Origin of the sequence: Dactylosporangium aurantiacum, from assembly GCF_000716715.1 — a bacterium.
In the GTDB taxonomy this organism is placed as follows: Bacteria; Actinomycetota; Actinomycetes; order Mycobacteriales; family Micromonosporaceae; genus Dactylosporangium; species Dactylosporangium aurantiacum.
In genome coordinates this window covers 1-23,556 of record NZ_JNYJ01000069.1, presented here as the reverse complement: position 1 = coordinate 23,556, position 23,556 = coordinate 1, and the positions used below count along the sequence as shown (strand labels likewise).

The following is a 23,556-nucleotide window of genomic DNA, read 5'->3' as shown; positions in this document are numbered from 1 at the left end:
TCCTTCAGGGCCGGTGGGTGGGGTCGGGGGACGTCTCGGCGGTCGGGCGCGGGGACGGGATCCCGGACGCGCCCGGGGCGCCGCCGCGCTCCGCCGACGTCCGCAGCGACAGCAGGCTGGCGAACAGCCCGGAGAAGATCAGGATGACGCCGAGCGCGATCGCCGTCGCCGAGGGCACCACGGCGCGCAGCGTCTCGCGCGGGTCGAGCGCGCCGAAGCCGGTGCTGCCCCAGTCGGTGACCGCGACCAGCGTGTCCGCCAGGCCGCCGAGGCCGACGAGCAGGCCGGCGGTGACGCACCGTTCGAAGCTCAGCCAGCGGGTCCAGCGCGCGTGCTTGTCCTCCCGCGTGATGCCTTCCTGCACCCCGTACAGGCGCGCGAACCCGCCGAAGATCAGCAACTGGACGCCGACCAGCACGGCCAGGCAGCTGTACACGAGCGCGCCCACGTCGAACGAGACGCCGAACGCGCGCCGCTCCCCGGGGACCAGCAGGGCCGTGCCGAGCAGCCCGGCGCAGGCGATCATCAGACCGGGGACCAGCAGCGTGGGCTTCGGCGCGAACACGAGCAGGAACCGCAGGTGCCGCCAGCCGTCGCGCCAGGTCCGCAGGTGCGGCGGGTGGCTGCGGCCGTCCGGCCGCAGCGTGGTGGGGACCTCGGTGATCGAGTACCGGGCCAGCGCCGCGCGGATGACCAGCTCGCTGGCGAACTCCATGCCGGCCATGCAGAGCCCGAGCGCGCGGATCCGGTCCCGGTTGAACCCGCGCAGGCCGCAGTGGAAGTCGCCGACACCCGGCAGCCTGAACAGCAGCCGGCCGAGCCAGGACAGCAGGGGGTTGCCGAGGTACCGGTGCAGCGGCGGCATCGCGCCCGGTGCGATGCCGCCCTTGAAGCGGTTGCCCATGACGACGTCGGTGCCGGTGCGCAGCTCGGCGATGAACGGTCCGAGGTTGCCCAGGTCGTAGGAGTCGTCGGCGTCGCCCATGACCACGTACCGGCCGCGGGCGGCCTCGATCCCCCGGATGAGGGCGCCGCCGTAGCCGCGGACCGGTGCGTGGACCACCGTCGCGCCGGCCGCGGCCGCGAGCGCCTGCGACCCGTCGGTCGAGCCGTTGTCGGCGACGAGCACCTCGCCGACCACCCCGAGCGCGGCGAGACCGGCGAGCGCCTTGCGCACGCACACCTCGATGGTCTCCGCCTCGTTGAGGCAGGGCAGCACCACGCTGACCTCGACGGGTGCGGGCTCAGCCGACATGGGAGACCCCGGGAGCCGGGCGGGCGAAGTCGCGGAACGCGACACCCGCGGCGCGGGTCGGCGCGAAGTCCGGTGACCGCGGCTGGTTGACCAAGCTCACCACGCTGTCGCTGCGAAACGGCGGGTGCAGCCCGAGCAGCTCGGCGGTCCGCAGCGGCAGCCAGACCGCGCGCCACGGGACCGGCACCAGCCGGATCGCGCGGCCCTGGCGGGCGGCGAGACCCTCCAGGATCCGCCGCAGCGTCCAGCCGTGCTCGTGCGCGGCGATGACCGGACGGCCCGGCTCGACCAGGTCGGGCCGGACGACCAGGCGGCGGACGAGGGCGACGACGTCGTCCTCGTGGGCCGGGTAGAGCAGCTGCCGGCCGGTGCCGACCAACGGCACGACCGGGGACGTGCGGACCGCGGCGCTGAGCGCCCCGATCATCCCGCCCGGCCGGTCGCCGAAGACCAGGCCGGGGCGGACCACCAGGGCGCCCAGCCGCCGGGCCGCCGCCTCGACGGTGAGCTTCGCCCGGCCGTACTCGCTGCGGCAGCCGGGGAACGCGCTGATCGTCGAGACGAACACGATGGTCTCGACGCCCTCCGCGCGGGCCTGCTCCATGAGGCGGATCGAGCCCAGGACGTTGTGCGCGGCGACGTCGGCCCGCCGGCTCGCCGTGAAGTCCCACGCGCAGTGCACCAGGGCGAGCACCCGGTGGCGCCGGAACAGCCCGTCCGGCGCGCCGGCGGCGAGCGTGAACCGCGCCTCGGCGCTGCCCCGGCTCATGCGCACCGCCCGCCCACCGGCCGCGACGAACCCGCGGCACAGCCGCGAACCCAGGTAGCCCGACGCGCCGGTGACCGCCACCACCTTGTTCACGCCGTCACCTCCGCTGCGCTCCGGCGCCGCCGTGAACCAAACTCAGCCCATGGTTCGCGGCCCGAGCCGCTACGCTGGCCGCTCACGCCGCCACCTCCGCTACGCTCCGGCGCCGCCGTGAACCAAGCACTGCGCCCATGGTTCGCGGCTCCTCCGGACCGCTCACCGGCCCGCGTCCTCGTGGGCACCGATGCGGTAGGCGTTGGCCATGACCGTCAGGGTGATCGTGCTGGCGGTGACGGTCGGGAAGACGGTGGCGTCGACCAGGTGCACCCGCTCGAACCCGGCGGGACGGCCCAGCGGGTCGGTCTCGAAGTCGCCGGGCCGCCGGCGCATCGGCAGCGAGCCGCCGCAGTGGAAGCCGCGGCCGGGCTCGCCGAGCTTCAGCAGCGGCCGCAGCGGGACCGCCCGCAGCGACGACCGGTTGCGGCGCAGCTTCGCGACGAGCCCGCCGAGCACCCGGCGGGTGCGCGGCCCGGGCCGGCCCTCCAGGTCGAGCACCCCGTCCCGGCGCAGGGTGAGGCCGATCTCGCCGGACAGGTCCGAGTGCAGGTAGCCCTGGATCAGCAGCATCCGCCGCAGCAGCGCCTCGCTGAGCGGGCGCAGCGCCGGGTAGGCGGCGCCGAGCGTGGCCTCGACGGCCCGCCGGTAGAGCGGGTTGTAGGTGTAGAGCTGCAGGTGGATGCTCCTGGCCGACAGCCGCGGGTCGAACACCTCGAGGAACACCTGCGACAGGGTGTGCAGCCCTTCGTCGGACACGCCCGGCACGCCCGAGTAGCGCAGCATCGGCAGCAGGAAGTACTGGCTGTCGCGCACCACCAGCTCGTGGTCGTAGGCGCCGATCGACGCCAGGTACAGCTTCGTGGTGCCGAGCACGCCGCCCGCGACGTACAGGCGGGACGCGACGTGCCGCACGGTCCGCCCGGTCGCCAGCTGCCGCACGTCGATGTGCACCTCGCCGCCGCGCTCGGCGAACCCGGTGACCAGGACACCCGGGACGTAGGTCACCAGCCCCCGCGCGACGAGGCCGCGCAGCGTGACGGCCGGGTTGTAGATCAGGCCGTACGGGCAGCCGGACATGCACAGGCCGCACCGCTCGCATCCGTGGCCGCCGGCGTTGCGGCCGGCGACCGCGAGCCGCGCCCGGCCGAACACGAACCCTTGCGCGCGCAGCGCCTCCCGGTGCCGGCGCAGGTCGCCCAGCAGCTCCTCGGCCTGCCGGCTCGCCGGGAGCGCCTCCAGCCGGTCGGTGTACGCCGGGAACCGCTCGGCCAGGTCGTCGTCGGCGCCGGACAGCCCGACGAACGACAGCACCCGCGCGAACGCTCCCTCCAGCTCGCCGGGCCCGAGCGGCCACCCGTCCAGCTCGTCGCGCAGGTACGGCAGCGCGGCGGCGCCCCAGACGTTGCCGAACCCGCCCTCGCCGAACGACGGCACCACACCGACGCCCGTCGCGCGGCGCGGCAGGTGCCGCTCGGCGTCGCGGTACACGAAGTCGGAGCCGAAGCTGACCTTCAGCGGGACACCGCCGGCGTCGGCGGTCAGGTGCTGCCGCACCGTCGCCACGTCCGCGGCGGCCCACCCCTGCGGCGGCCGCGCCGCCAGCCGGCCGACGGCCGCGGCCCGGGCCGGCTCCAGCGACAGCCCCACGTCCAGGACGGTGACCGGCAGACCCTGCCGGGTCAGCGCGACCGCGGCGGCGACACCCGCCGGACCGGAGCCGATCACATAGATCATGACCGCGGCGCAACGCCGCCGGATCCGCTCAACGGTGCCCTCCGATCCGCATCTCATTCGGCTACTCAGAAATCGCACGCCGACAGGCCTGCCGCACGCATTGCATCATCGCGCGCCGCCCCGGTGGAATTGGACGCCCGGAAGGTCACCCCGGCCGCGGCGGCACCTCACCTGGACCGCATGAACGGGCGATTCCGGCCGCCGGAGCGCGCCACCCGGGCCCGTCCCCCTGCCGGATCGCTCGTTGACCAACGCGCCTGGAGTGGTCATTCGGCGGTGCGCTGATCACCCGTTCAGGCTCATTTTCCGCCGCCAACTGGCCGCTGTCTTCACAGTGGTGCGAAACAACACCTTCGTCTCTTGTCGACGATCATTGGCGCTGGTATCCAGACAGGAAAGCTCCGTCGATGTCCGCCCATTGAGGAGTCACCATGCGGGCTTTTCCCGAGGATGGTGAAATTGCACAATTACCGCCGTACGCCGAGGTCCACCGGCCGCATCTGCACCGTCCCCGGCTGCACGAGGCGACGACGCTGCTGACCCGGCACCCGGTCGCCGCGATCTACGCGCCCGCCGGCTCGGGCAAGACCGACCTGGTCTCGCACTGGATCGACACGCCCGACCGGGTGGACCGCGCGGTGTACGTGGACCTGCACGGCCCGGGGGCAGCCACCTGGTGGCAGTCGCCGTCCCGGGCACCCGCGTGGTGGCCGGCGTCGGCCGGCAGCGTCGACGAGCTCTGTGACCGCCTGACCGGAGCCGGCCCCGGCGGGCCGGACGGCACCACGACGGTCGTGCTCGACGGCACGGAGGCCGTCACCGACCCGCGCTTCCTGCCCCAGGTGCGGCACGTCGCGGCCCGCACCGGCGCGGTCCGGGTCGTGCTGGTCGGCCGGCACGCCCCACCCGACGGTGCGGCCGGCACGGGCACGCCGGCGCGCCGTGCGGCGCTCGGCCGCCGGGACCTGGCCTTCACCGCGGCGGAGACCGCCGCCATCTGCCGGCTGCGCGGGCTGGACCTGGCCCCGGCCGACTGCCGGCGGCTCTACGCCGTCACCGGTGGCTGGGCGGGCGGCCTCATGGTGGCGATCACGGCGCTGACCGCCGAACGGTACGACGCCGGCGCCGTCATCGACCGGCTCCAGGGCAACGGCGCGGGCCTGGCCGAGTACGTCCTGCACGACGTGCTGCGCGAGCACCCGGCCGACGTCCGGCAGGCCGTCCTGGACGCCAGCGTCGCCGACGCGGTCTGCGCGGACCTGTTCGCGTCGCTCACCGGGCACCGCGACGCCGCGGGGGTCCTCGAGGCCCTCGCCCGTGACGAGATGTTCGCCGTGCCGCTGGAGCACGGCTCCGTCTGGTACCACGTCCCGCGGATGTGGCGGACCGACCTGTACGTGACGCTGTCGCAGTGGGACCCGGCCCGGGCGCGGCGCCTGCACGGGGTGGCGGCCTCCTGGTTCGCGGCGCACGAGCTGTACGCGGAGGCCCTGCGGCACGCCCTGGCGGCGGAGGACCGCTCACTCGCCGTCCGGCTGGCCTACCGGCACGACGACGCCATCCGCGCGGCGACCGTCCAGGCCGCCCCGACCGCGGAGGCGCCGCGGCCGTGGTCGTCGCTGGCCTCCGACCGGGCGCTCGCGTACGCCTTCGACCTGCTGCGCCCGGCCACCGACGGCGGCGAGCCGTCGCGCTTCCCGGAGCCGCGCTGGTGGCCGGTCAACAGGGGCTTCGCGTCCGCCCCGCACCGGGACCGGGCCACGATCGACCGCAAGCACAACTCCCGCGACGTCGGGCACGTCACCGGTCCGTCGCCGGGCACGGTCGCCACCATCTGGCAGCTGCTGCGGCAGGGCGACTTCACGGCCGCCCGGCAGTCGCTGTCCGCCTTCCGGGCGCAGGCGAGCGCCGGACCGGTCGCGCGGAGCACGGTGCTGCGGCTGCACATGGTGACCGAGCGGATGGCGGGCCGGCTTGGCGACGCCGCCCGCACCGCCGAACAGCTGCGCGGCGTGGTCCGGGCCGACGGCGTCGTCGGCGCCGTCGACGAGGGCTGGGCCCGGCTGACCCTGGCCGAGACCGCCGTCCAGCGCGGTGACCGCGACGCCGCGCTGCGGCACCTCGACGCGCTCGCGGTCGAGCTGTGGCAGGCGGTGCCGGCGCTGGTCGCCGGCCAGCGCCTGCAGGCCGCGGTGCTGCTGCAGCAGCAGCACGACCACGCGGTGGCCCTCAGGCACGTCCAGGAGCTGATCGCGGACGGCGACGACCGGCACCTGGTGCCCCGCTGGGCGGCGCACGTGCTGCGCGCCGAGCTGCTCCTCGCCATGGGCCGCGCCGACCAGGCCGGACGGCACTGGAGCACCGACGCCGTCGGTGTCCCGGCGGCCGCCGCCACGATCACCGCCGCGAGGCTCGTGCTGGCCGGAGGCGGGGACGCCGCCGGTCTCCTGCGCCCGTTGCTCGACGAGCCGGGCACGTCACTGTTCCAGCAGGTCGAGATCCTGCTGCTGCTGTCCCGGCAGGCGCTGCTGAGCGGCGACACCACGGCCGCCGCCGGCTGGCGCCGGCAGGCCGAGCGCCGCGCGGCCGCCGAAGGCGTCCGGCATCCGTTCCAGGCCGACGCCGGCCTGCCGGTGCCGGCCCCACCGCCGCCCGCCACCGAGCCGGACGCCGTCGAGATCCTGCGGTCCGGCGACGACAACCCGGCCCTCACGCCGAGCGAGCTCGCCGTGCTGCACCACCTGCCGGGTCACCGGACCGTCCCGGAGATCGCCGCCGTGCTGCACCTGTCGCTCAACACCGTCAAGACGCACACCGCGTCCATCTACCGCAAGCTGTCGGTGCACCGCCGCCGCGACGCCGTCCGGGCGGCGCTCGACCTCGGCCTGCTGCCGGCGGTCGAGGACAACCCGCCGCCGGTCCGTCCCGGGACGGACCGGCGGCCGGCCGCGCCACCCGGCTGACGGCGCCACTCCCGCGGTGCCGGACCGGCGGGTCCGGCGGCGGGTCCGGCAGCGGTCTGGTCAGCCGGTCCGGTCAGCCGGGTTCGCCGGGCGGTCCGGTCAGTCGGTCCAGCCGAGCGGCGACGAGGTGCTGCTGCCGGCGGTCCGTGCGGCCATCGCGGGCGCCGCCTCCGGGGCCCCGGTGCGGCCGTCCGGCGGGTGCTGCAGGCTGTCGGCGAGCGTCTTGACCGCCGTGACGAGCTCCTCCATCTGCACGTCGAGCGCATGCATCCACGCCTCACGGCCGCCGTCGGCCGGCGGCCGGCCGGCACCGTCCACGACCCCGCGCACCGCGGTCGGCAGCTGCGCCAGCGCCCGGTCGAGCTGCCCGGCGGCGAGCTGCCCGCGCAGCGCCCCGGTCACCGCGGGCGCCGTCCGCGCCACCTCGGTGACGTCGATGCCGGCCTCCTCGGCGAAGCGGCGGCGGTACTCCTCCGCGCCGTACTTCAGCGGTACGTGCGCCGGGCGCCAGCCCTCGAAGTACACGCCGCGCAGCAGCTCCGGCAGGCCGGCGGCGAAGTCGACCGACTTGTCGATCGGCAGCCGGTCACGGAACGTGTGCAGCCACGCCCGCAGGATGCGGTACGCGGCGTGGGCGTCGGACGTACCGAGCTCGGCGGCGACCGCGTCGAGCCACGCGTGTGAGGTGCGGGTGGCCCGCTCGAACACGTCGCTCCTGGTTGACGTCATGCCTCGCACCTCCGTATCTCGTCGGTCGAGTCCCATGCTGCGCCGGCCCGCCGGAACCGCCGTCACCCACCCGATGTGAGGAGGTGATCGAGGAACCAGCGTTCGGCGTGGTGCGCGGCGGCGGCGAGCGTGCCGGGCTCCTCGAACAGGTGCGTCGCCCCGGGCACCACGACGAGGTCGTTGACGCACCGCAACTGCCGCTGCGCGGCCCGGTTCAGCGCGAGGACCTGGATGTCCAGGCCGCCGACGACGAGCAGCGTGGCGGCGGTGACCGCGGGCAGCCGGGCGTGTGCGAGGTCGGGCCGGCCGCCGCGGGACACGATCGCGCCGACCCCGGCGTCCGGGTCGGCCGCGGCCCACAGCGCCGCGGCCGCGCCGGTGCTCGCACCGAACCAGCCGATGGGTGGCGCCGCGCCCCACGGCTCGCCGCGCACCCAGGCGGTCACGTCGGTGAGCCGGCCGGCGAGCAGGCCGATGTCGAACACGTTGGCCCGCCGCGCCGCCTCCTCGGCCGTCAGCAGGTCGAACAGCAGCGTGCCCAGGCCCGCCTGGTGCAGCACCGAGGCGACGTACCGGTTGCGTGGGCTGTGCCGGGTGCTGCCGCTGCCGTGCACGAACATCACCAGCCCGGCCGCGCCGGCCGGGACGGTCAGGTGACCCGGCAGGCGCAGCGTGTCCGGGCAGGCCACCACGTCCCGGTCGAGCGCCGGCGCCGCACCGCCGGACGCCGGGGCGTGCGCGAGCAGGGCCCGCACCTCGTCGTCGGTGGTCTGCGTGAAGTCGTCGTACCACTGCCCGACCGACCACAGCCAGTTCGGGCGCTGGACGCAGACCACCTCGTCACAGTCCTGGCGCAGCGTCTCGGCCACCTCGGCCGCCGCGACCGGCACGGCGAGCACGACCTGGTCGGCGCCCCGCGCGCGGGCGACCTGGCAGGCGGCCCGCGCGGTGGACCCGGTGGCGATGCCGTCGTCGACGACGACCGCGGTCCGCCCGGCGAGGCCCTCCGGTGGCCGGTCGCCGCGCAGTGCCCGCACCCGCTCGCGCAACGCGTCGCGTTCGGTCCGCTCGACCGCCGCGACCTCGTCGGCGCCGACCGCGGCCGCGCCGATGACGTCGGGGTTGAGGATGCGTACACCGTCCTCGCCCAGCGCGCCCATGCCGAGCTCGGGGCGGCGCGGGACGCCGAGCTTGCGCACCACGATCACGTCCAGCGGCGCGTGCAGCGACTCCGCGACCTTGCCGGCGACCGGCACGCCGCCGCGCGGCAGCCCCAGCACCACGACGTCACGGCCGCGCAGATGGCTCAGCTTGTGCGCCAGTTGCCGGCCGGCGTCGTCCCGGTCGGCGAAGCATGGACCTTCGGGCTGCATGATCTCCACACCTCCCTGATTCGGTTCGGGTCCGGCGGCTCGCGTGGGGGCCGGCTCGAACCCGTGCTCAGTCCGGCTGGGTGTCCTCCGGGACCACCGCCACCACGCAGGCCGCCCGGCTCGCGAACGCCCGGCTGGTCGAGCCGAGCCGCAGCGGCGCGGGGCGGCGGTGCCCGTGCCGGCCCAGCACCAGCAGCGCGGCTCCGCTGGCGGCGCGGCGCAGGCCGTCCACCGGGTCGCCGCCGTACACCGCGCGCTGCACCGGGATCCGTGGGAACCCCGCGGCGACCGGCTCGACGGCGCGGGCGAGCAGGTCCAGTCCCGGCGGTTCGGCGGTGAAGTGGGTCTCGAGGAACCGGTCGTCGACCCAGAAGTCGCCGGGCCGGCGGTCGTCGACGTGGACCGCGGTCACCGCACGGCCGTGCCGCCGGGCGTACGCGAAGGCGAGCCGCACGGCGGCCGCCGACGCCGGGGTGCCGTCCACGCCGACCACGACGTGACCGGCGAACGGCGCGGCCTCGTAGCCCATGACGGGCCGGACGATCACGACCGGGCAGTGCGCCTGCGCCGCCAGCCGGGACGCGACGGACCGGTGCAGCGGGTCGGCCTTGTTGCGGCTGCCGACGACCAGCAGGTCGGCCCGCTCGCTCAGGGCCAGCAGCGCGCGGACCAGGTCGCCGGGCGGCAGCTCGACCGAGCACTGCCCGGCACCGACCCGCTGCCGGCTCCGCCGGATGTAGCGCTCCAGGTCCGGGCGCGTCAGCGCCAGGGTCGACGGGTCCGGCGCCGGATCATCGTCGTCGTGTCCCTGCACGTGGCAGACGGTCAGGTGGGCGCCCGTCCCCGCCGTCTCGGCGGTGGCCCACTCCAGTGCCGCCAGGCCGCTGCGGCTCACCTCGACGCCGACCGCGATCCGGTCCGCGATGGCCGGCGGAGCGACCGGCGCCTGTCCCGTCGGTTCGGTGCGCAACGTGCTCACCGCGATCACCCCATTCCCTCGCGCCTTCCTTCGCTCCTCCCGGGCCGCCGGTGCGGCGTGGCGGCCGGCGCCCCGGGACCCGCTTGCGTGTCCAGCCTCTGCCGCAGGGACCGGGGCGCCCAGGGCCGGAAGTCCTCATCCGGCAGGGCGGCAGGCGTGCGGCAGGCATGCGGCGGGTGTCAGATCCGCGGGCGCGGCGCGGGCCGGTCCCGGCGTATCACGTCACGTGCCCGGCGCCGCCGGGCCGCGGCCGGTGGCGCGCCGCCGGCGGCCGCGCCGACCCGCAGCACCAGCTGCGGGTGGCCGGGCCGGTGCAGCAGGCTGCGCAGCAGCACCCGGGCGCCCGGCACCTCCACGACGTCGCTCAGCGGCGAGACCGCCAGCCCGAGCGTGGTCGCGGCGAGCCACACGGCGCTGGTCGCCTCGCCCGCCCGCAGCCAGTCGACCGGGTCGTCGCCGGTGGTGGCGATGATCAGGTACTCGGCGAGGTGGTCGTCGCCCGGACCGGGGTCGGCCGTCCGCTCGCCCTGCTCGCCTTCGAGCCCGAAGCTGCGCAGCGGCACGGGTCTGGCGACCGGTGCGACCACGGTGGCGGCCGGCAGCCCGTCGCCGAGCCCCGGGTCCCGACCGGCCCATTCCCGCAGGTCCTGTACCGATCGCTGGTCCTTGTCCTCGATGCGCTGCGCGCCCTGGGCGGCCGCCCGCACGTACCTGACCTGCTCCGGCTCCACCCGGTGCAGCCAGGCGCCGGCTGTCTCGGCCGCGGCGCACAGCGTCGCGAGGGCCGCCTCGGGCACGGGAGTCGCCGCCCGGAACGGCCGCCGGTCGGTGCACCGCTGCCGCATGCTGTGCCACGCCTCGACGTCCTCGGGGCGGACCGGGCGCCGGCCACCGACGCCGACCCGGGCGAGCCACCGGTCGTCGCCGCGCTGCTGCGTGCGTTGCACCGCCGGCTCGTAGCCGCGGGCCGCCAGCGACACCTCGGCGTGCTGGAGGGCGGCGCCGCAGCTCAGGACGAGCAGCCGGCCGTCGGGGTCGAGCCCGGTGAGCTGTCGCTGCGGGTCCGCGTACAGGTCGAGGTGCCGGTCGTCGACGTGCCACCGCCACGGCTGGGTGTTCAGGATCGACGGCGCGAGGCGGGCCTCCGCCGCGGCCCGGAACAGCGGCGCCGCACCGGTGTCGGGAAGATCATCCATGTCGTCTGCCGCTCCCAGGGTTGGTGTGCCGGTGCCGCCGGGCCGAAACCATCGCCCGCGTCCGCGCCTGCCCCGGTCGCGGCCCGGCCGCATGTGCGTCCGAAGTTCCACAGTGCCGCCGGCCGGCACCGCCGCACGTCACTCCCAGCAGATGAAGCGGCCCGCTCAACCGCGTGGTTCGTGCACGACCGCCACCGGACACGACGCGTGGTGGACGGCGGCGTGGCTGACCGAGCCGAGCCTGAGCCCGGTGAACCCGCCGCGGCCGCGGGCGCCGACGACGAGCAGCTGTGCGCCCGCCGACAGCTCGGCGAGCACGCCACCGGCCCGGCCGGACACGGTGTCGAGGCGGACCTCCACCTCCGGGTACCGTTCGCGCCACCCGGACAGCGACTCGGCGGCCAGGCACTGTTCGTCGTCGCGCAGGTCGTCGGGGTCGTAGCACAGCGGCAGCATGTCGTCGGGCGGGCCGCCGGCCGGCCACCGGTAGACGTGCACCGCGGTGAGTCCGGCCTCGCGGAAGGCGGCCTGCTCGAACGCGAACCCGAGGGCGTGCCCGGCGTGGTGCGACCCGTCGACGCCGACGACGACCCGGCCGGCGTGCGGACCTTCCCGGTGCCCGTACCGGCGCACGATCACCACCGGGCAGTCGGCGTGGGCCGCCAGCTGCGCGCCGGTCGAGCCGACCAGCAGCGCCGCGAACCCGGTGCGGCCGCGGCTGCCGACGGCGACCAGGGCGGCGTGCCGCGCCACCTCCATCAGCGCCGGGACCGCCGGCTGGACCACGGTCGCCGTGGTGATCGGCAGGTCCGGCTCGATCTGCCGCGCCTCGGCCGTCGCGTCGGCGATGATGCGCTCGGACGCCTGCCGGACGCCGGCGTCGTCGGCCAGCCGCAGGGCCTGACCGGCGAACTCCTGCGGGTAGGCGAACTGCCGCCAGTCGTAGGCGGCGTGCAGCAGGTGCAGGGGCCGCCCGCGGCGCACCGCGTCGGCGGCCGCCCACCGCACCGCCAGCACGCTGTCCGGCGACCCGTCGACGCCGACGACGACGGACGTGGCCGGTGGGGATCCGTTCATCGCGCACCGGCCGTCTGCGGCGTCCGGGCGAACGCCGTCGTGCCGTGCGCGATGAGCGCGGGACAGGCCATGCCGCGCAGCACCCGCTGCATCACCGACGGGTTGGGCGGCTGGACCGCGTCGGTCGGGCACCTGGTGCCGAGGACCATGAGCATCGCCCACTGCGACGCGACGGTCAGTGCCTCGACGGGGTCACCCGGCTCGCTGCGCAGCTCCATGTTCACCAGGGGGAACTTGGCGTGCCACGGCTCGGCGGCCGCCACCAGCGCCTCGTGCACGGCCGACTCGTCGGCGGTCAGGTCGCGGCAGTGGTGCTGGAACTGGTACTCGGCCTGGCGCCCGGACTGGTCATCAGCCTGGTCATCGGCCTGGTCACGGTGCTCGGGCCCCTCGTGGTGCTCGCCGGGGCGCCACAGCTGCGGATGCTGCCAGACCTGGACGACGACGATCCGCCGGCTGCGGGCGGCCGCCTCCTCGAACGCGAGCCGCAACGCGCGGCGGGCGGAGTCGGAGCCGTCGAACCCGACCACCACCGGGCCGCCGTCGGGCAGCACGGCGGACGGGTCGGCCCAGCGCTGCGCCGCGTGCACGACGAGGACCGGGCACTGCGCCGCGGCGGACAGCCCGTCGGCGACGGACCCCAGCGGCTGCGCCGTGTTGCGCCCGGTGCCGTGGCCGCCGACGACGACGAGCCGCGACTCCTCGGTGTGCTGCCGCAGCACCTCGGCCGGGACGCCGCGCTCGGTGACCCCGGTCGCGCAGACGCCGGGCCGCCACCGGAACGCCTCCTCGGCCGCCCGCGCGGCGATGCCGGGGTCGCCGTCGCGCTCGTCCCACTGCAGCGCCGGGTCGAGCACGTGCACGGCGAGCAGTTCCCGGCAGTTGCGGCAGGCCTCGTCCGCGGCCCACCGCAACGCACCGACGCTGTCCGGGGAGCCGTCGACGCCCACGACGACGGGCCCGTACTGGTATCCCATCATCCCTCCTCTTCCGGTGCCGCGCCGCCGCGCGCCACCAGGACCGGGCACTGCGAGCGGTGCAGCAGGTGCAGGCAGACCGAGCCGAGCAGCAGCCCGGCGAACCCGCCGTGGCCGCGGCTGCCGACGACGGCCAGCTGCGCGCCGTGCGTGCGGCGGACCAGCACCTCGGTGGCGTCGCCGTCGACGCCGTGCAGCTCCCATCGCACGTCCGGGTAGTCCTCGCCGACGGACGCCACCAGGCGGGTCGCCTCCTGGGTCAGCGACCGGCGGACCGCGGCGGTGTCGTACATGAGCGGCGGCATGCCGACCGTGCACGGCGCCATCGGCGTCTCCACCGCCCGCACCGCCAGCAGGTCACAGCCGCGCGACCGGGCCTCGGCGAACGCCGCCCGGGTCACGTGCGCCGCGGTCGGCGCGCCGTCGACGCCGACGAGCACGGCACCGCCGGGATCGGCCCGCCCGCGCACGACCGCGACCGGGCAGCAGGCGTGCATCGCCACCTGCTGGCTGATCGAGCCGAGCAGCGCGCCGGTCACGGCGTGGTGGGCGTGGGAGCCGACGACCAGCATCGCCGCGCCGGCGGCCTCCTGCAGCAGCGCCGGCGCGGGGCGCCCGATCGTGGCGGTCCCGTCCACGGTGACGCCCGGCACCGCCCGCCTTGCCTCCCGGACGGCACCGTCCACCACGTCGGTGGCGACTCGGCGCGCCGCGCCGGCGAGCGCCGCGGACGGCGCGAACGCGGTCAGCGGCGTCCGCCAGTGGTAGGCCAGGACGACCCGCAGCGGCGCGTCGTGCCGGCCCGCTTCCGCCGCGGCCCACCGCACGGCGTCCAGCGACGTCTGCGCGCCGTCCACTCCGACAACAATCGCAGCGCGGCCCACACCGCCTCCTCCGCCCTGCTCCTCACCGGCACCCTCGGACGTCACGGACCGCACGCATGACGCGGCGGCGCCGTCGACGCCGTGCTCCGGCCTCGTTCCAGCGTGTTTCGCCCCGGCCGGGCCGTGCCAGGCCGGGGCCGCAAATCATGCCCGGCGGGTGAGTGCGTTCACCCCGCCGGCACGCGGGGGTCCGGGCTCACCGGTCGATGACGTCGCGCACCGGGCGGCGGTTCGTGTAGCAGGTCGTCGGCGCGTACCCGAACCGCAGGACGAGCTGCGGGGCGTACGCCCGGCGCAGCGCCAGCCGGAGCTGCTCGCGGATCGACGGCACCTCGACCGGCTGGGAGTACATGGCCGTGGCCAGGCCGAGGTCGGCGGCGCGCAGCAGCACCCGCTGCAGGGCCATGCCCGCCCGGACCTCGTGGGTGCGGTGCTCGCCGTGGTACCCGAGGACGGCGAGCACCGGCCGCACCGTGGTGTCGCTGACCAGTCGCCGGCGCGGGCCGCCGAAGTCGCGGCGGACCATCAGCTCGGCCTCGTGCGGCGCGGCACCCGAGGCCCGCCGCCCGATGCCGTCCACCGTGTCGTCGGTGCCGGGTGCCCACTCGCGCAGCTCGGTCACGTACGCGGGGTCGGCGTTGAGCAGCGCGTCGGCCCGGCGGGTGAGCGTGGCGATCTCCCATACGGCGGTCTCGTCGTCGACGAGGTGCAGCCAGCCGCCCTCGGCGGCGGCCGCCTCCGCCAGCTGGATCAGCAGCGCCGGCCCGACCGGGGCGTCGGCGAACGGCGAGCGGTTGGTGTGCCGGCGCGGGATCTGCCGGTGCAGCTCGCGCTCCATCGGAGTGGCCGGCCTGCCGCCCTCCGGCACGAGGTGGACGACCCCGCCGCCCTGGCCGACCTTCCACCGGGCCGGAGCGCCGGCGACGGCCAGTGCCAGCCGCAGGTTGTACACGGCGGCGCCGCACGAGACCCGGGCCGCCCGCCCGTCCGGGTCGCACACACGCGGCACGCGGGCGTCGTCGACCGAGACGTCGATGCCCTCCGCGGTGTGCCGGAACCGCCACGGCTGGCTGTTGTGGATCGACGGCGCCAGGATCGCGTCACCGACCGCGGCCTCGAACGTCGCTGCCGGCCAGGTCGTTGTGATGATCATGGCAACCTCCGAGAAGGCCGCCGGCGATCGCGATGACATGCCAGCGCTGCGGCCGCGGCCCGGTGTCGTGGACGTCCGCGGGTGATGCCCGCGGCGGCGGCTTTTACACCCCTTTCCGCCGTCCTGCCGCGCCCGGGGCGGGTGCTACCGCCGGCCGGCGTCGGTGGGCAGTTTCGGCGGACCTTCCCAGCCGGGCCGGCTGGGGCGCAGGGTGGGGCGGCTGTCGCGGCTGCGGTAGACGACGTACGGCCGGGTGAGGTACCCGACGGGGGCGCTGAACGCGTGCACGAGCCGGGTGAACGGCCAGAACGCGAACAGCGCGAACGCCACCACGATGTGCGCCTTGAAGCCCAGGGGCACGCCGGCCATCTGCTCGGGGTCGGGGCTGAAGTAGAACAGCGACCGCAGCCACGGCGAGACGGTCTCACGGTAGTCGTACCCGTCGCCGGCGACGTTGGCCCGCACCGTGGCGAGCAGGCCGAGGGCGATGACCGCGAAGAGCACGACGTACATGGCCTTGTCGTTCTTCGTGGTCGCGGCGAAGACCGGGCCGGTCAGCCGGCGCCGGGCGATGAGGATCGCCAGGCCGATGAGCGTGCACAGGCCGGCGACGGTGCCGATGAACACGGCCGCCAGGTGGTAGGCGTGCTCGGTGATGCCGACGGCCTCGGTCCACGACTTCGGGATCAGCAGCCCGCCGATGTGCCCGATGAGGACCATCAGGACGCCGAAGTGGAACAGCGGGCTGCCCCAGCGCAGCACCGCCGACTCGTACAGCTGCGAGGAGCGGGTCGTCCAGCCGAACTTGTCGTAGCGGTAGCGCCAGATCACCCCGCCGACGAGCACGGCGATCGTCAGGTACGGGTACACGACCCACAGTGCGGTGTTCACCGTCGTCCTCCGGTGGTGTCGACAAGTCCGAACGGTTCGAGGCCGACCTGCTCGACCGGCGGCCCGGTCTGCGCGAGCCGGACGGCGGCGGCGATGTCGCCGGGCTGCGGCGGCGGCAGCATCACCCGGACGGCCTCGACGGCGTGGCCGTACACGGTGCCGTCGAGGGCGCCGGCGAGCAGGTCGAGGCCGATGCGGTTCTCCCGCAGCAGCCGCCAGCCGTCGTCGTGGACCGCCGCGAGGTCGAGCACCGCGGGCAGGAAGTCGGGCAGCTCACCGACGACCTCCACACCGGCCGCCTGGTAGCCGGCGGTGAACAGCACCAGCGCCTCGCCCCGGCGGCGGGTGTCGCCGGCGGTGTAGTACGTCAGGTACAGGCAGCAGCGCCGCCGGAAGTCGAACAGCTGCACGTACTCGTCGGCGAGCCGGCCCGGGTCGGTGCCGGCCCGGTGCTCGGCGACCGGCCGCAGCCGCGCCGCGACCGCGGGCGGCAGCGCGTCGAGCGCCCGCAGCAGGGTCGGCAGCACCTCGAGGGTGTCGGGGTCGGGGTAGCGCAGCAGCAGCGACGCGGCGCGGGCGGCGACCGGCCGCCAGGAAGTCTCCGTCATGACCGCTCACCGTTGCCGTTCGGCGGGAACAGGCCCTCGGGGCGGCCCTTGCCGTCCCAGTTGAGCAGGTTGACCCGGGTCTGCTTGTCGTCGGGCGCGGCGGTGGTGTCGGCGGTCTGCCGGTCGCGCAGCATGTGGAAGTTCTCCACGGAGATCGGCGCCGGCGGGCCGGACGCCTCGCCGAACGGCCCGCCGTCCAGGCTGCACTCGGTGGCCAGCTGTTCCAGGCGGTGCGCGTCCTCCAGCAGCTCGGGGTGCGCGGCCGGGATGACGTAGCGCTCCTCGTACTTGGCGATCGCGAGGAGCCGGTACATGTCGTCCATCTGCCGGCCGGTCATGCCGACGCCGGCGGCGATGGACTCGTCGCGGTCCTCACCGAGGTTGACCCGCCGCTGGTAGGCGCGCATCGCGGCGAGGCGGCGCAGCACCGCGGTGACCGGGGCCGGGTCGCCGGCGGTGAACAGCCCGGCGAGGTAGTCCACCGGGATGCGCAGCGCGTCGACGGCGCCGAACAGGTTGCCGGCGTCCTCACCGTCGTGGCCGGTGTCGCGCAGCACGTCGACGACCGGTGACAGCGGCGGGATGTACCAGACCATCGGCATCGTGCGGTACTCCGGGTGCAGCGGCAGCGCCACCTGGTAGCGCATGATGAGGTCCCAGACCGGCGAGCGCTGCGCGGCGGTGATCCAGTCCTCGGGGATGCCGGCGGCCCGGGCCGCGGCGACGACCTGCGGGTCGTTCGGGTCCAGGAACACCGACTTCTGCGCCTCGTACAGGTCCCGCTCGTCCTTCACCGCGGCGGCCGGTCCGACCCGGTCGGCGTCGTACAGCATGAGCCCGAGGTACCGCAGCCGGCCGACGCACGTCTCGGAGCAGATGGTCGGCTGACCCAGCTCGATGCGCGGGAAGCAGAACGTGCACTTCTCGGCCTTGCCGGTGCGGTGGTTGAAGTACACCTTCTTGTAGGGGCAGCCGGTGACGCACATCCGCCAGCCCCGGCACCGGTCCTGGTCGACCAGGACGATGCCGTCCTCGGCCCGCTTGTAGATCGCCCCGGACGGGCACGACGCCGCGCAGGCCGGGTTGAGGCAGTGCTCGCAGATGCGCGGTAGGAAGAACAGGAACGCCTGCTCGTACTCCTGCCGCACCCGGTCCGACAGCTGCCGCAGGATCGGGTCGCCGGCGGCGATCTCGTTGCCGCCGGCGAGGGAGTCGTCCCAGTTCGCCGACCAGGTGACCTTCGTGTCCTGGCCGGTGAGCAGCGACTTGGGCCGGGCGACCGGGGTGTCGGTGCCGGCGGGCGCGGTGAGCAGGTGCTCGTAGTCGTACGTCCACGGTTCGTAGTAGTCCTGCATGGCGGGCAGCTTCGGGTTGGCGAAGATGCTCAGCAGCCGCCGGACCCGCCCGCCGGAGCGCGGCTTGAGCCGGCCGGTGCGGGTGCGCACCCAGCCGCCCTGCCAGCGCCGCTGGTCCTGGTAGGTGCGCGGGTAGCCCTGCCCGGGGCGGGACTCGACGTTGTTGAACCACACGTACTCGACCCCGGACCGGTTCGTCCATGCCTGCTTGCAGGTGACCGAGCAGGTGTGGCATCCGATGCACTTGTCGAGGTTCATCACCATCGACATCTGCGCCATGACCCTCATCAGTACTCCACATCCTGTGACCGCCGGCGGATGACGGTGACCTCGTCGCGCTGGTTGCCGGTCGGGCCGAGGTAGTTGAAGGCGAACGACAGCTGCGCGTACCCGCCGATGATGTGGCTCGGCTTGATCAGCAGGCGGGTGAGCGAGTTGTGGATGCCGCCGCGGCGCCCGTTGGTCTCGGCCTTCGGCACGTCGATGACGCGTTCCTGGGCGTGGTACATGTAGACGGTGCCCTCGGGCATCTTGTGCGTGACGACGGCCCGGCAGACCACGACGCCGTTGCGGTTGACCGCTTCGATCCAGTCGTTGTCGGCGACCCCGATCTTCGCCGCGTCGGCCTCGCTCATCCACATCGTCGGGCCGCCCCGCGACAGCGTCAGCATGATCAGGTTGTCCTGGTACTCGGAGTGGATGGACCACTTCGAGTGCGGGGTCAGGTAGCGCACGGTCAGTTCCAGCTCGCCCTTGCGCCCGAGCCGCGGCTCGCCGAAGAGCTTGTGCATGTCCAGCGGCGGGCGGAACACCGGCAGCTCCTCGCCGAGCTCCTGCATCCAGTCGTGGTCGAGGTAGAAGTGCTGCCGGCCGGTGAGCGTGTGCCAGGGTTTGTGCCGTTCGACGTTGATGGTGAACGGGGAGTACCGGCGCCCGCCGTGCTCGCTGCCGGACCATTCGGGGCTGGTGATCACCGGTACCGGCCGCGACTGGCAGTCCGCGAAGCGGATCTGCTTGCCCTCGTGCTCCCGGGCGAGGTCGGCGAGCCGCTGGCCGGTGCGGCGTTCCAGGGCCTCGAAGCCGGCGGTGGCGACGCGGCCGTTGGTGGTGCCGGACAGCGCGAGGATCGCCTCGCAGGCGCGGATGTCGGTGTCGAGGCGGGGCCGGCCGTCGGCGACGCCGCCGGTGACCGTGCCGTTGATCTGCTTGAGGCGCTCGACCTCGGGGGTCACGTCGACGGTGACGGCCTTGGTGGTGGTGCCGAGCCGGTCCAGCAGCGGGCCGAGGGAGCCGAGCTTCGCCGCGACCGCGCCGTAGTCGCGCTCCACGACGATGAGCTTCGGCATGGTGCGGCCCGGGACCGGGTCGGTCTCGCCGGTCTTCCAGTCCCGCACGACCCCGCCGGGGGTGGCGAGCGCGTCTGGGGTGTCGTGCTGCAGCGGCGCCGCGACCAGGTCCTTGCGCACCCCGAGCCGCGGGCCGGCGAGCTCGGAGAAGACCCGGGCGATGCCGTGGAAGGCGTCGAAGTCGGTGCGGGTCTGCCACGGCGGGCTGATCGCCGGCGTGAACGCGTGGATGAACGGGTGCATGTCGGTGGTGTTGAGGTCGTGCTTCTCGTACCAGGTCGCCGCCGGCAGCACCACGTCGGAGAACAGGGTGGTGGAGGTCATCCGGAAGTCCAGCGACAGCAGCAGGTCGAGCTTGCCCTCGGGGGCCTCGTCGTGCCAGGTGACGTCCTTGGGGCGGCGCTCCGGCGGCGCCTCCTCGGCGCGCAGGGACGCGTCGGTGCCCAGCAGGTGCCGCAGGAAGTACTCGTTGCCCTTCGCCGAGGAGCCCAGCAGGTTGGCCCGCCACACGGTCAGCACCCGCGGCCAGTTGCGCGGCGCGTCCGGGTCGGTGCAGGCGAACCCGAGCCGGCCGCCGGCCAGTTCCCGCGCGACGTGCCCGGCCGGGTCGTCGGGGCTGGCGGCGAGGGCCTCGTCGGCCACGTCGAGGGGGTTGCGGTCGAAGGTCGGCATCGACGGCATCCAGCCGAGCCGGGCCGACTGGGCGAGCAGGTCGGCGGTGTGGCGGCCGGCGAACGCGCCCTTGGCCAGGGGCGAGGTGAGCGCGTCCGCGGTGTAGTGGTCGTAGCGCCACTGGTCGGTGTGCAGGTACCAGTACGCGGTGCCGATCATCTGCCGCGGCGGCCGGGACCAGTCCAGCGCGAACGCCAGGTGCGACCAGCCGGTGACGGGCCGGCACTTCTCCTGCCCGACGTAATGCGCCCAGCCGCCGCCGTTGACGCCCTGGCAGCCGGTGAGCGTGGTCAACGCCAGCATCGCGCGGTACGTGGTGTCGGAGTGGAACCAGTGGTTGGTGCCGGCGCCCATGAGGATCATCGACCGGCCGCCGGAGCGGTCGGCGTTGTCGGCGAACTCGCGGGCGATGCGGGCCACGGCCGCGGCCGGCACGCCGGTGATCGGCTCCTGCCACGCCGGGGTGTAGGGCACCGCCGCGTCGTCGTACCCGGCCGGCCACTGCCCGGGCAGGCCGGGCCGGGCCACCCCGTACTGGGCGAGCAGCAGGTCGTAGACGGTGGTGACGAGCCGGCCGGCGACCCGTGCGGTGGGCACGCCCCGCCGCGTCAGCCGCGGCGTGTCGTCGTCGAAGCGCGGCAGGCTCACCTCGACCGGGTCGCCGCCGGCGCAGCTGAGCCGGGGCACGATCGCGCCGAGGTCCAGGTTCCACCGGCCGACGCCGGCCTCGCTGTACCGGTGGCCGAGCGAGCCGCCGGGCACGGCGACGGCGTCCGCGGCGCTGTCCCACAGGGCGGGGCGGAACGCCGCCTCGGCGTCGGTCTCCCCCAGGTCTGCCGCGGTCAGGAACTTGCCGGGGCGGTAGCCGCCGCCGTCGACGGGCTCCAGCGCGACCAGGTACGGCAGGTCGGTGTAGCGCGAGACGTAGTCGACGAAGCGCGCGGTGGTGCGCTCGACGAAGAACTCCTTGAGGATGACGTGGCCCATCGCCATGGCGAGCGCGCCGTCGGTGCCGGGCTGCGCGGGCAGCCACTCGTCGGCGAACTTGACGTTGTCGGCGTAGTCCGGCGACACCACGACGACCTTCTGGCCGCGGTAGCGGGCCTCGGCCATCCAGTGCGCGTCCGGGGTCCGGGTCACCGGGACGTTGGAGCCCCACATCATCAGGTACCCGGCGTCCCACCAGTCACCGGACTCCGGCACGTCGGTCTGGTCGCCGAACATCTGCGGGGAGGCCACCGGCAGGTCGGCGTACCAGTCGTAGAACGACAGCATCGACCCGCCGATCAGCGACAGGAACCTGGCGCCGGTCGCGTGCGACACCATCGACATCGCCGGGATCGGCGAGAAGCCGGCGACGCGGTCCGGGCCGTGCTCGGCGATCGTGTGCACGTGGGCGGCGGCGACGATCTCCTGCGCCTCGTCCCAGGAGACGCGGACCAGGCCGCCCTTGCCCCGGGCCCGCTGGTAGCGGCGGCGGCGCTCCGGGTCGGCCTGGATGTCGGCCCACGCGGCGACGGGGTCCCCGCCGTGGCGCGCCTTCGCCTCCCGGAACATCTCGACCAGCACGCCCCGCGCGTACGGGTACCGGACCCGGGTCGGCGAGTACGTGTACCAGGAGAACGCGGCACCGCGGGGACAGCCGCGCGGCTCGTACTCCGGCCGGTCCGCCCCGACGCTGGGATAGTCGGTCTGCTGCTGCTCCCAGGTGATGATGCCGTCCTTGACGTACACCTTCCACGAGCAGGAGCCGGTGCAGTTGACGCCGTGGGTGGAGCGCACCACCTTGTCGTAGGACCAGCGGTCCCGGTAGAACGCGTCGGCGTCGCGGCCGCCGATCTGGTGCAGGGTCCGCCCGTCGGCGGAGACCTCCGCCCGGCGGATGAGCCCGCCCACGGCCAGCAACGCCCGCCCCGCCTGCTCAGCTGATCCTGGCATATCGTCTATTTCCTATTCTGAGCTGTTAGGGACACCATGGTTCGCGGCGGGAACCGGCGCAAGCGGAACCGCGGAAACCGGCCGGGTCAGGCCGGTCCGGCGACGGCCCGGGCCGACCTGCGCACCGCGGTCGCGGTCAGCAGCACGGCGGCCGCCGCGACGACCGCGAGCAGCGCGAGGCCCAGGGCGTAGGAGCCGTACCGGCCGTAGACGCTGCCCATGAGCAGCGGAGGGACGAACCCGCCGAGCCCGCCGGCGGCACCGACGACACCCGTCACGGAGCCGACCTTGTTCGCCGGGGCGAGCAGGGCCACGAGGGCGAACGTCGCGCCGCTGCCGGCGCCGAGCGCCGCGGCCATCGACAGGAACGCCACCGTGCCCAGCGGCGCCAGCGGCGGTGTGAACGCCTGGACGACGGCGCCGGCGCCGACGACGACCAGGGACGCGGCGAGCACCCTGGCCGGCTGGATCCGGTCGGACAGCCAGCCGCCGACCGGCCGCATGAGCACCGCGAGCAGCACGAAGCCCGCCATCCGGTTCGCCGCGTCGGCCTGGGTCAGGCCGTAGGCCGTCTTCAGGTACGCCGGCAGGTACACGGAGAACGCGACGTAGCCGCCGAACGCGACCGCGTACAGCGCGGAGGCGTGCCACGTGACCCGCAGCCGCAACGTGGCGGCCAGCCGCCGGCCGAGCGGCTCGGCGGGCACGGTGCGCCCGGGCGCGTCGCGCAGCAGCAGCCACGCCAGCACCGCGTATCCCGCGAGCACGGCGGCGGTGAGCAGGAACGGTGTCCTGCCGCCGTACGCGCCGACGAGCTTGACCGTGGTGAGCGCGCTGATCGCGGTGCCGCCCATGCCCATGCCGAAGATCCCGACGGCCAGCCCCCGCTTCGCGGGCGGGAACCAGGCGGTGACGAACGGGACACCGACGGCGAACGCGGTGCCGCCGATGCCGAGGAAGAACCCGCCGGCGAGCAGTCCGGCCAGGCTGTGCTGCCCGGCGAGGCCCAGGTACAGCACCGGCACGATCGTCGCGAGGGACACCAGCGGGAACATCACCCGGCCGCCGAACCGGTCGGTCAGCGCACCGACGGGGATGCGGCCCAGCGACCCGACGATCACCGGCACCGCCACCAGCAGCGCCTGCTGCAGCGGGCTGAGCTGCAGCGCGTCCTTGAGCTTCGGGGCCAGCGGGCTGAGCAGCGCCCACGCCCAGAAGTTGACCGCGAAGCCGACGGTGGCGACCGCCAGCATCGTCCCGCGGCGCGGCCCGCCCGCCGGGCGGCTGCCTGATGTCGTGTGCTCGGTCATGGCGATCTCTTCCGTCGGACCTGGTGCGCTCGTCCCACCGAGGATCGTGGTAGACAGAAGGCAGCCCCAGGGTCTTTGGACCCGGACCGCCGGGACCATGGGCGCCGCGGGCCGCGACGAAGGAGGATCGGATGATTCGGGTGTACCTCCTGGACGACCACGAGGTCGTCCGCTTCGGCCTGCGCGAGATGCTGGAGCGCGAGGGCGACATCGAGGTCGTCGGCGAGTCCGGCTCCGCCGTCGACGCCACC

General features: G+C 74.9%; 17 protein-coding genes and 2 pseudogenes. 2 read left to right on the top strand and 17 right to left on the bottom strand.

The features are described from left to right. Positions 1-4 precede the first annotated feature (4 nt). The 3 genes from OP18_RS46405 to OP18_RS46395 all read right to left on the bottom strand — a co-directional run bounded on the left by OP18_RS46405 (position 5) and on the right by OP18_RS46395 (position 3,854). Complete coding sequence (locus OP18_RS46405; protein WP_081971714.1) at positions 5-1,255, bottom strand: glycosyltransferase family 2 protein; 1,251 nt, start codon at positions 1,253-1,255, stop codon at positions 5-7. Further along, on the bottom strand, positions 1,245-2,117 hold the full coding sequence (locus OP18_RS46400; RefSeq protein ID WP_033366450.1) for an NAD-dependent epimerase/dehydratase family protein: 873 nt from the start codon (positions 2,115-2,117) through the stop codon (positions 1,245-1,247). Before OP18_RS46400 ends, OP18_RS46405 begins: the two co-directional genes overlap by 11 nt. A 162-nt stretch (positions 2,118-2,279) precedes the next feature. Then, complete coding sequence (locus tag OP18_RS46395; RefSeq protein ID WP_033366448.1) at positions 2,280-3,854, bottom strand: GMC family oxidoreductase; 1,575 nt, start codon at positions 3,852-3,854, stop codon at positions 2,280-2,282. Positions 3,855-4,285: 431 nt separating this feature from the next. Here OP18_RS46395 and OP18_RS46390 point away from each other — a divergent pair, with 431 nt between their 5' ends. After that, positions 4,286-6,817: a winged helix-turn-helix domain-containing protein gene (locus OP18_RS46390; RefSeq protein WP_033366445.1), complete on the top strand. Its 2,532-nt coding sequence runs from the start codon at positions 4,286-4,288 to the stop codon at positions 6,815-6,817. Between the two features lie 99 nt (positions 6,818-6,916). Here the strand turns inward: OP18_RS46390 and OP18_RS54640 are convergent, their stop codons facing one another. From OP18_RS54640 to OP18_RS46325, 14 genes and pseudogenes are all read right to left on the bottom strand, one after another. After that, positions 6,917-7,546 (bottom strand): DUF2267 domain-containing protein, encoded by a 630-nt coding sequence (locus OP18_RS54640; RefSeq protein WP_081971713.1) that lies wholly within the window; start codon positions 7,544-7,546, stop codon positions 6,917-6,919. A gap of 62 nt (positions 7,547-7,608) precedes the next feature. Next, positions 7,609-8,166, bottom strand: coding sequence for a dienelactone hydrolase family protein (locus OP18_RS61520; protein WP_245635772.1), 558 nt, complete (start codon positions 8,164-8,166; stop codon positions 7,609-7,611). Between the two features lie 120 nt (positions 8,167-8,286). After that, positions 8,287-8,919 (bottom strand): annotated as a pseudogene (locus OP18_RS61515) (phosphoribosyltransferase); the annotation flags it as partial. Between the two features lie 67 nt (positions 8,920-8,986). Further along, positions 8,987-9,898 (bottom strand): universal stress protein, encoded by a 912-nt coding sequence (locus OP18_RS46375; protein WP_162189922.1) that lies wholly within the window; start codon positions 9,896-9,898, stop codon positions 8,987-8,989. Positions 9,899-10,077: 179 nt separating this feature from the next. Beyond that, positions 10,078-11,094: an Acg family FMN-binding oxidoreductase gene (locus OP18_RS46370; protein WP_052388370.1), complete on the bottom strand. Its 1,017-nt coding sequence runs from the start codon at positions 11,092-11,094 to the stop codon at positions 10,078-10,080. A gap of 165 nt (positions 11,095-11,259) precedes the next feature. Next, positions 11,260-12,171, bottom strand: coding sequence for a universal stress protein (locus tag OP18_RS46365; RefSeq protein WP_033366439.1), 912 nt, complete (start codon positions 12,169-12,171; stop codon positions 11,260-11,262). Continuing rightward, entirely contained in the window at positions 12,168-13,148 is a 981-nt protein-coding gene (locus OP18_RS46360) for a universal stress protein (RefSeq protein WP_033366435.1), read from the bottom strand. The genes OP18_RS46365 and OP18_RS46360 overlap by 4 nt, the downstream gene beginning before the upstream one ends. Further along, the gene (locus OP18_RS46355; RefSeq protein WP_033366432.1) at positions 13,148-14,032 is read right to left on the bottom strand and encodes a universal stress protein; all 885 of its coding nucleotides are present in this window, start codon (positions 14,030-14,032) and stop codon (positions 13,148-13,150) included. Before OP18_RS46355 ends, OP18_RS46360 begins: the two co-directional genes overlap by 1 nt. 196 nt (positions 14,033-14,228) lie before the next feature. Further along, positions 14,229-15,185: an Acg family FMN-binding oxidoreductase gene (locus OP18_RS46350; protein WP_052388368.1), complete on the bottom strand. Its 957-nt coding sequence runs from the start codon at positions 15,183-15,185 to the stop codon at positions 14,229-14,231. A gap of 144 nt (positions 15,186-15,329) precedes the next feature. Beyond that, positions 15,330-16,076 carry a respiratory nitrate reductase subunit gamma gene (gene narI / locus OP18_RS46345; RefSeq protein ID WP_033366428.1) on the bottom strand — a complete coding sequence of 249 codons (747 nt, stop codon included), beginning with the start codon at positions 16,074-16,076 and terminating at the stop codon, positions 15,330-15,332. Further along, entirely contained in the window at positions 16,073-16,684 is a 612-nt protein-coding gene (gene narJ, locus OP18_RS46340; protein ID WP_033366425.1) for a nitrate reductase molybdenum cofactor assembly chaperone, read from the bottom strand. The genes narI and narJ overlap by 4 nt, the downstream gene beginning before the upstream one ends. Then, on the bottom strand, positions 16,681-18,327 hold the full coding sequence (gene narH / locus OP18_RS46335) for a nitrate reductase subunit beta (RefSeq protein WP_033366422.1): 1,647 nt from the start codon (positions 18,325-18,327) through the stop codon (positions 16,681-16,683). The genes narJ and narH overlap by 4 nt, the downstream gene beginning before the upstream one ends. After that, on the bottom strand, positions 18,327-21,995 hold the full coding sequence (locus tag OP18_RS46330; protein ID WP_033366419.1) for a nitrate reductase subunit alpha: 3,669 nt from the start codon (positions 21,993-21,995) through the stop codon (positions 18,327-18,329). The genes narH and OP18_RS46330 overlap by 1 nt, the downstream gene beginning before the upstream one ends. A gap of 86 nt (positions 21,996-22,081) precedes the next feature. Next, on the bottom strand, positions 22,082-23,305 hold the full coding sequence (locus OP18_RS46325; RefSeq protein WP_033366416.1) for a nitrate/nitrite transporter: 1,224 nt from the start codon (positions 23,303-23,305) through the stop codon (positions 22,082-22,084). A 131-nt stretch (positions 23,306-23,436) separates the two neighbouring features. Here OP18_RS46325 and OP18_RS56370 point away from each other — a divergent pair. Next, a pseudogene (locus tag OP18_RS56370) lies at positions 23,437-23,556 on the top strand (DNA-binding response regulator); the annotation flags it as partial.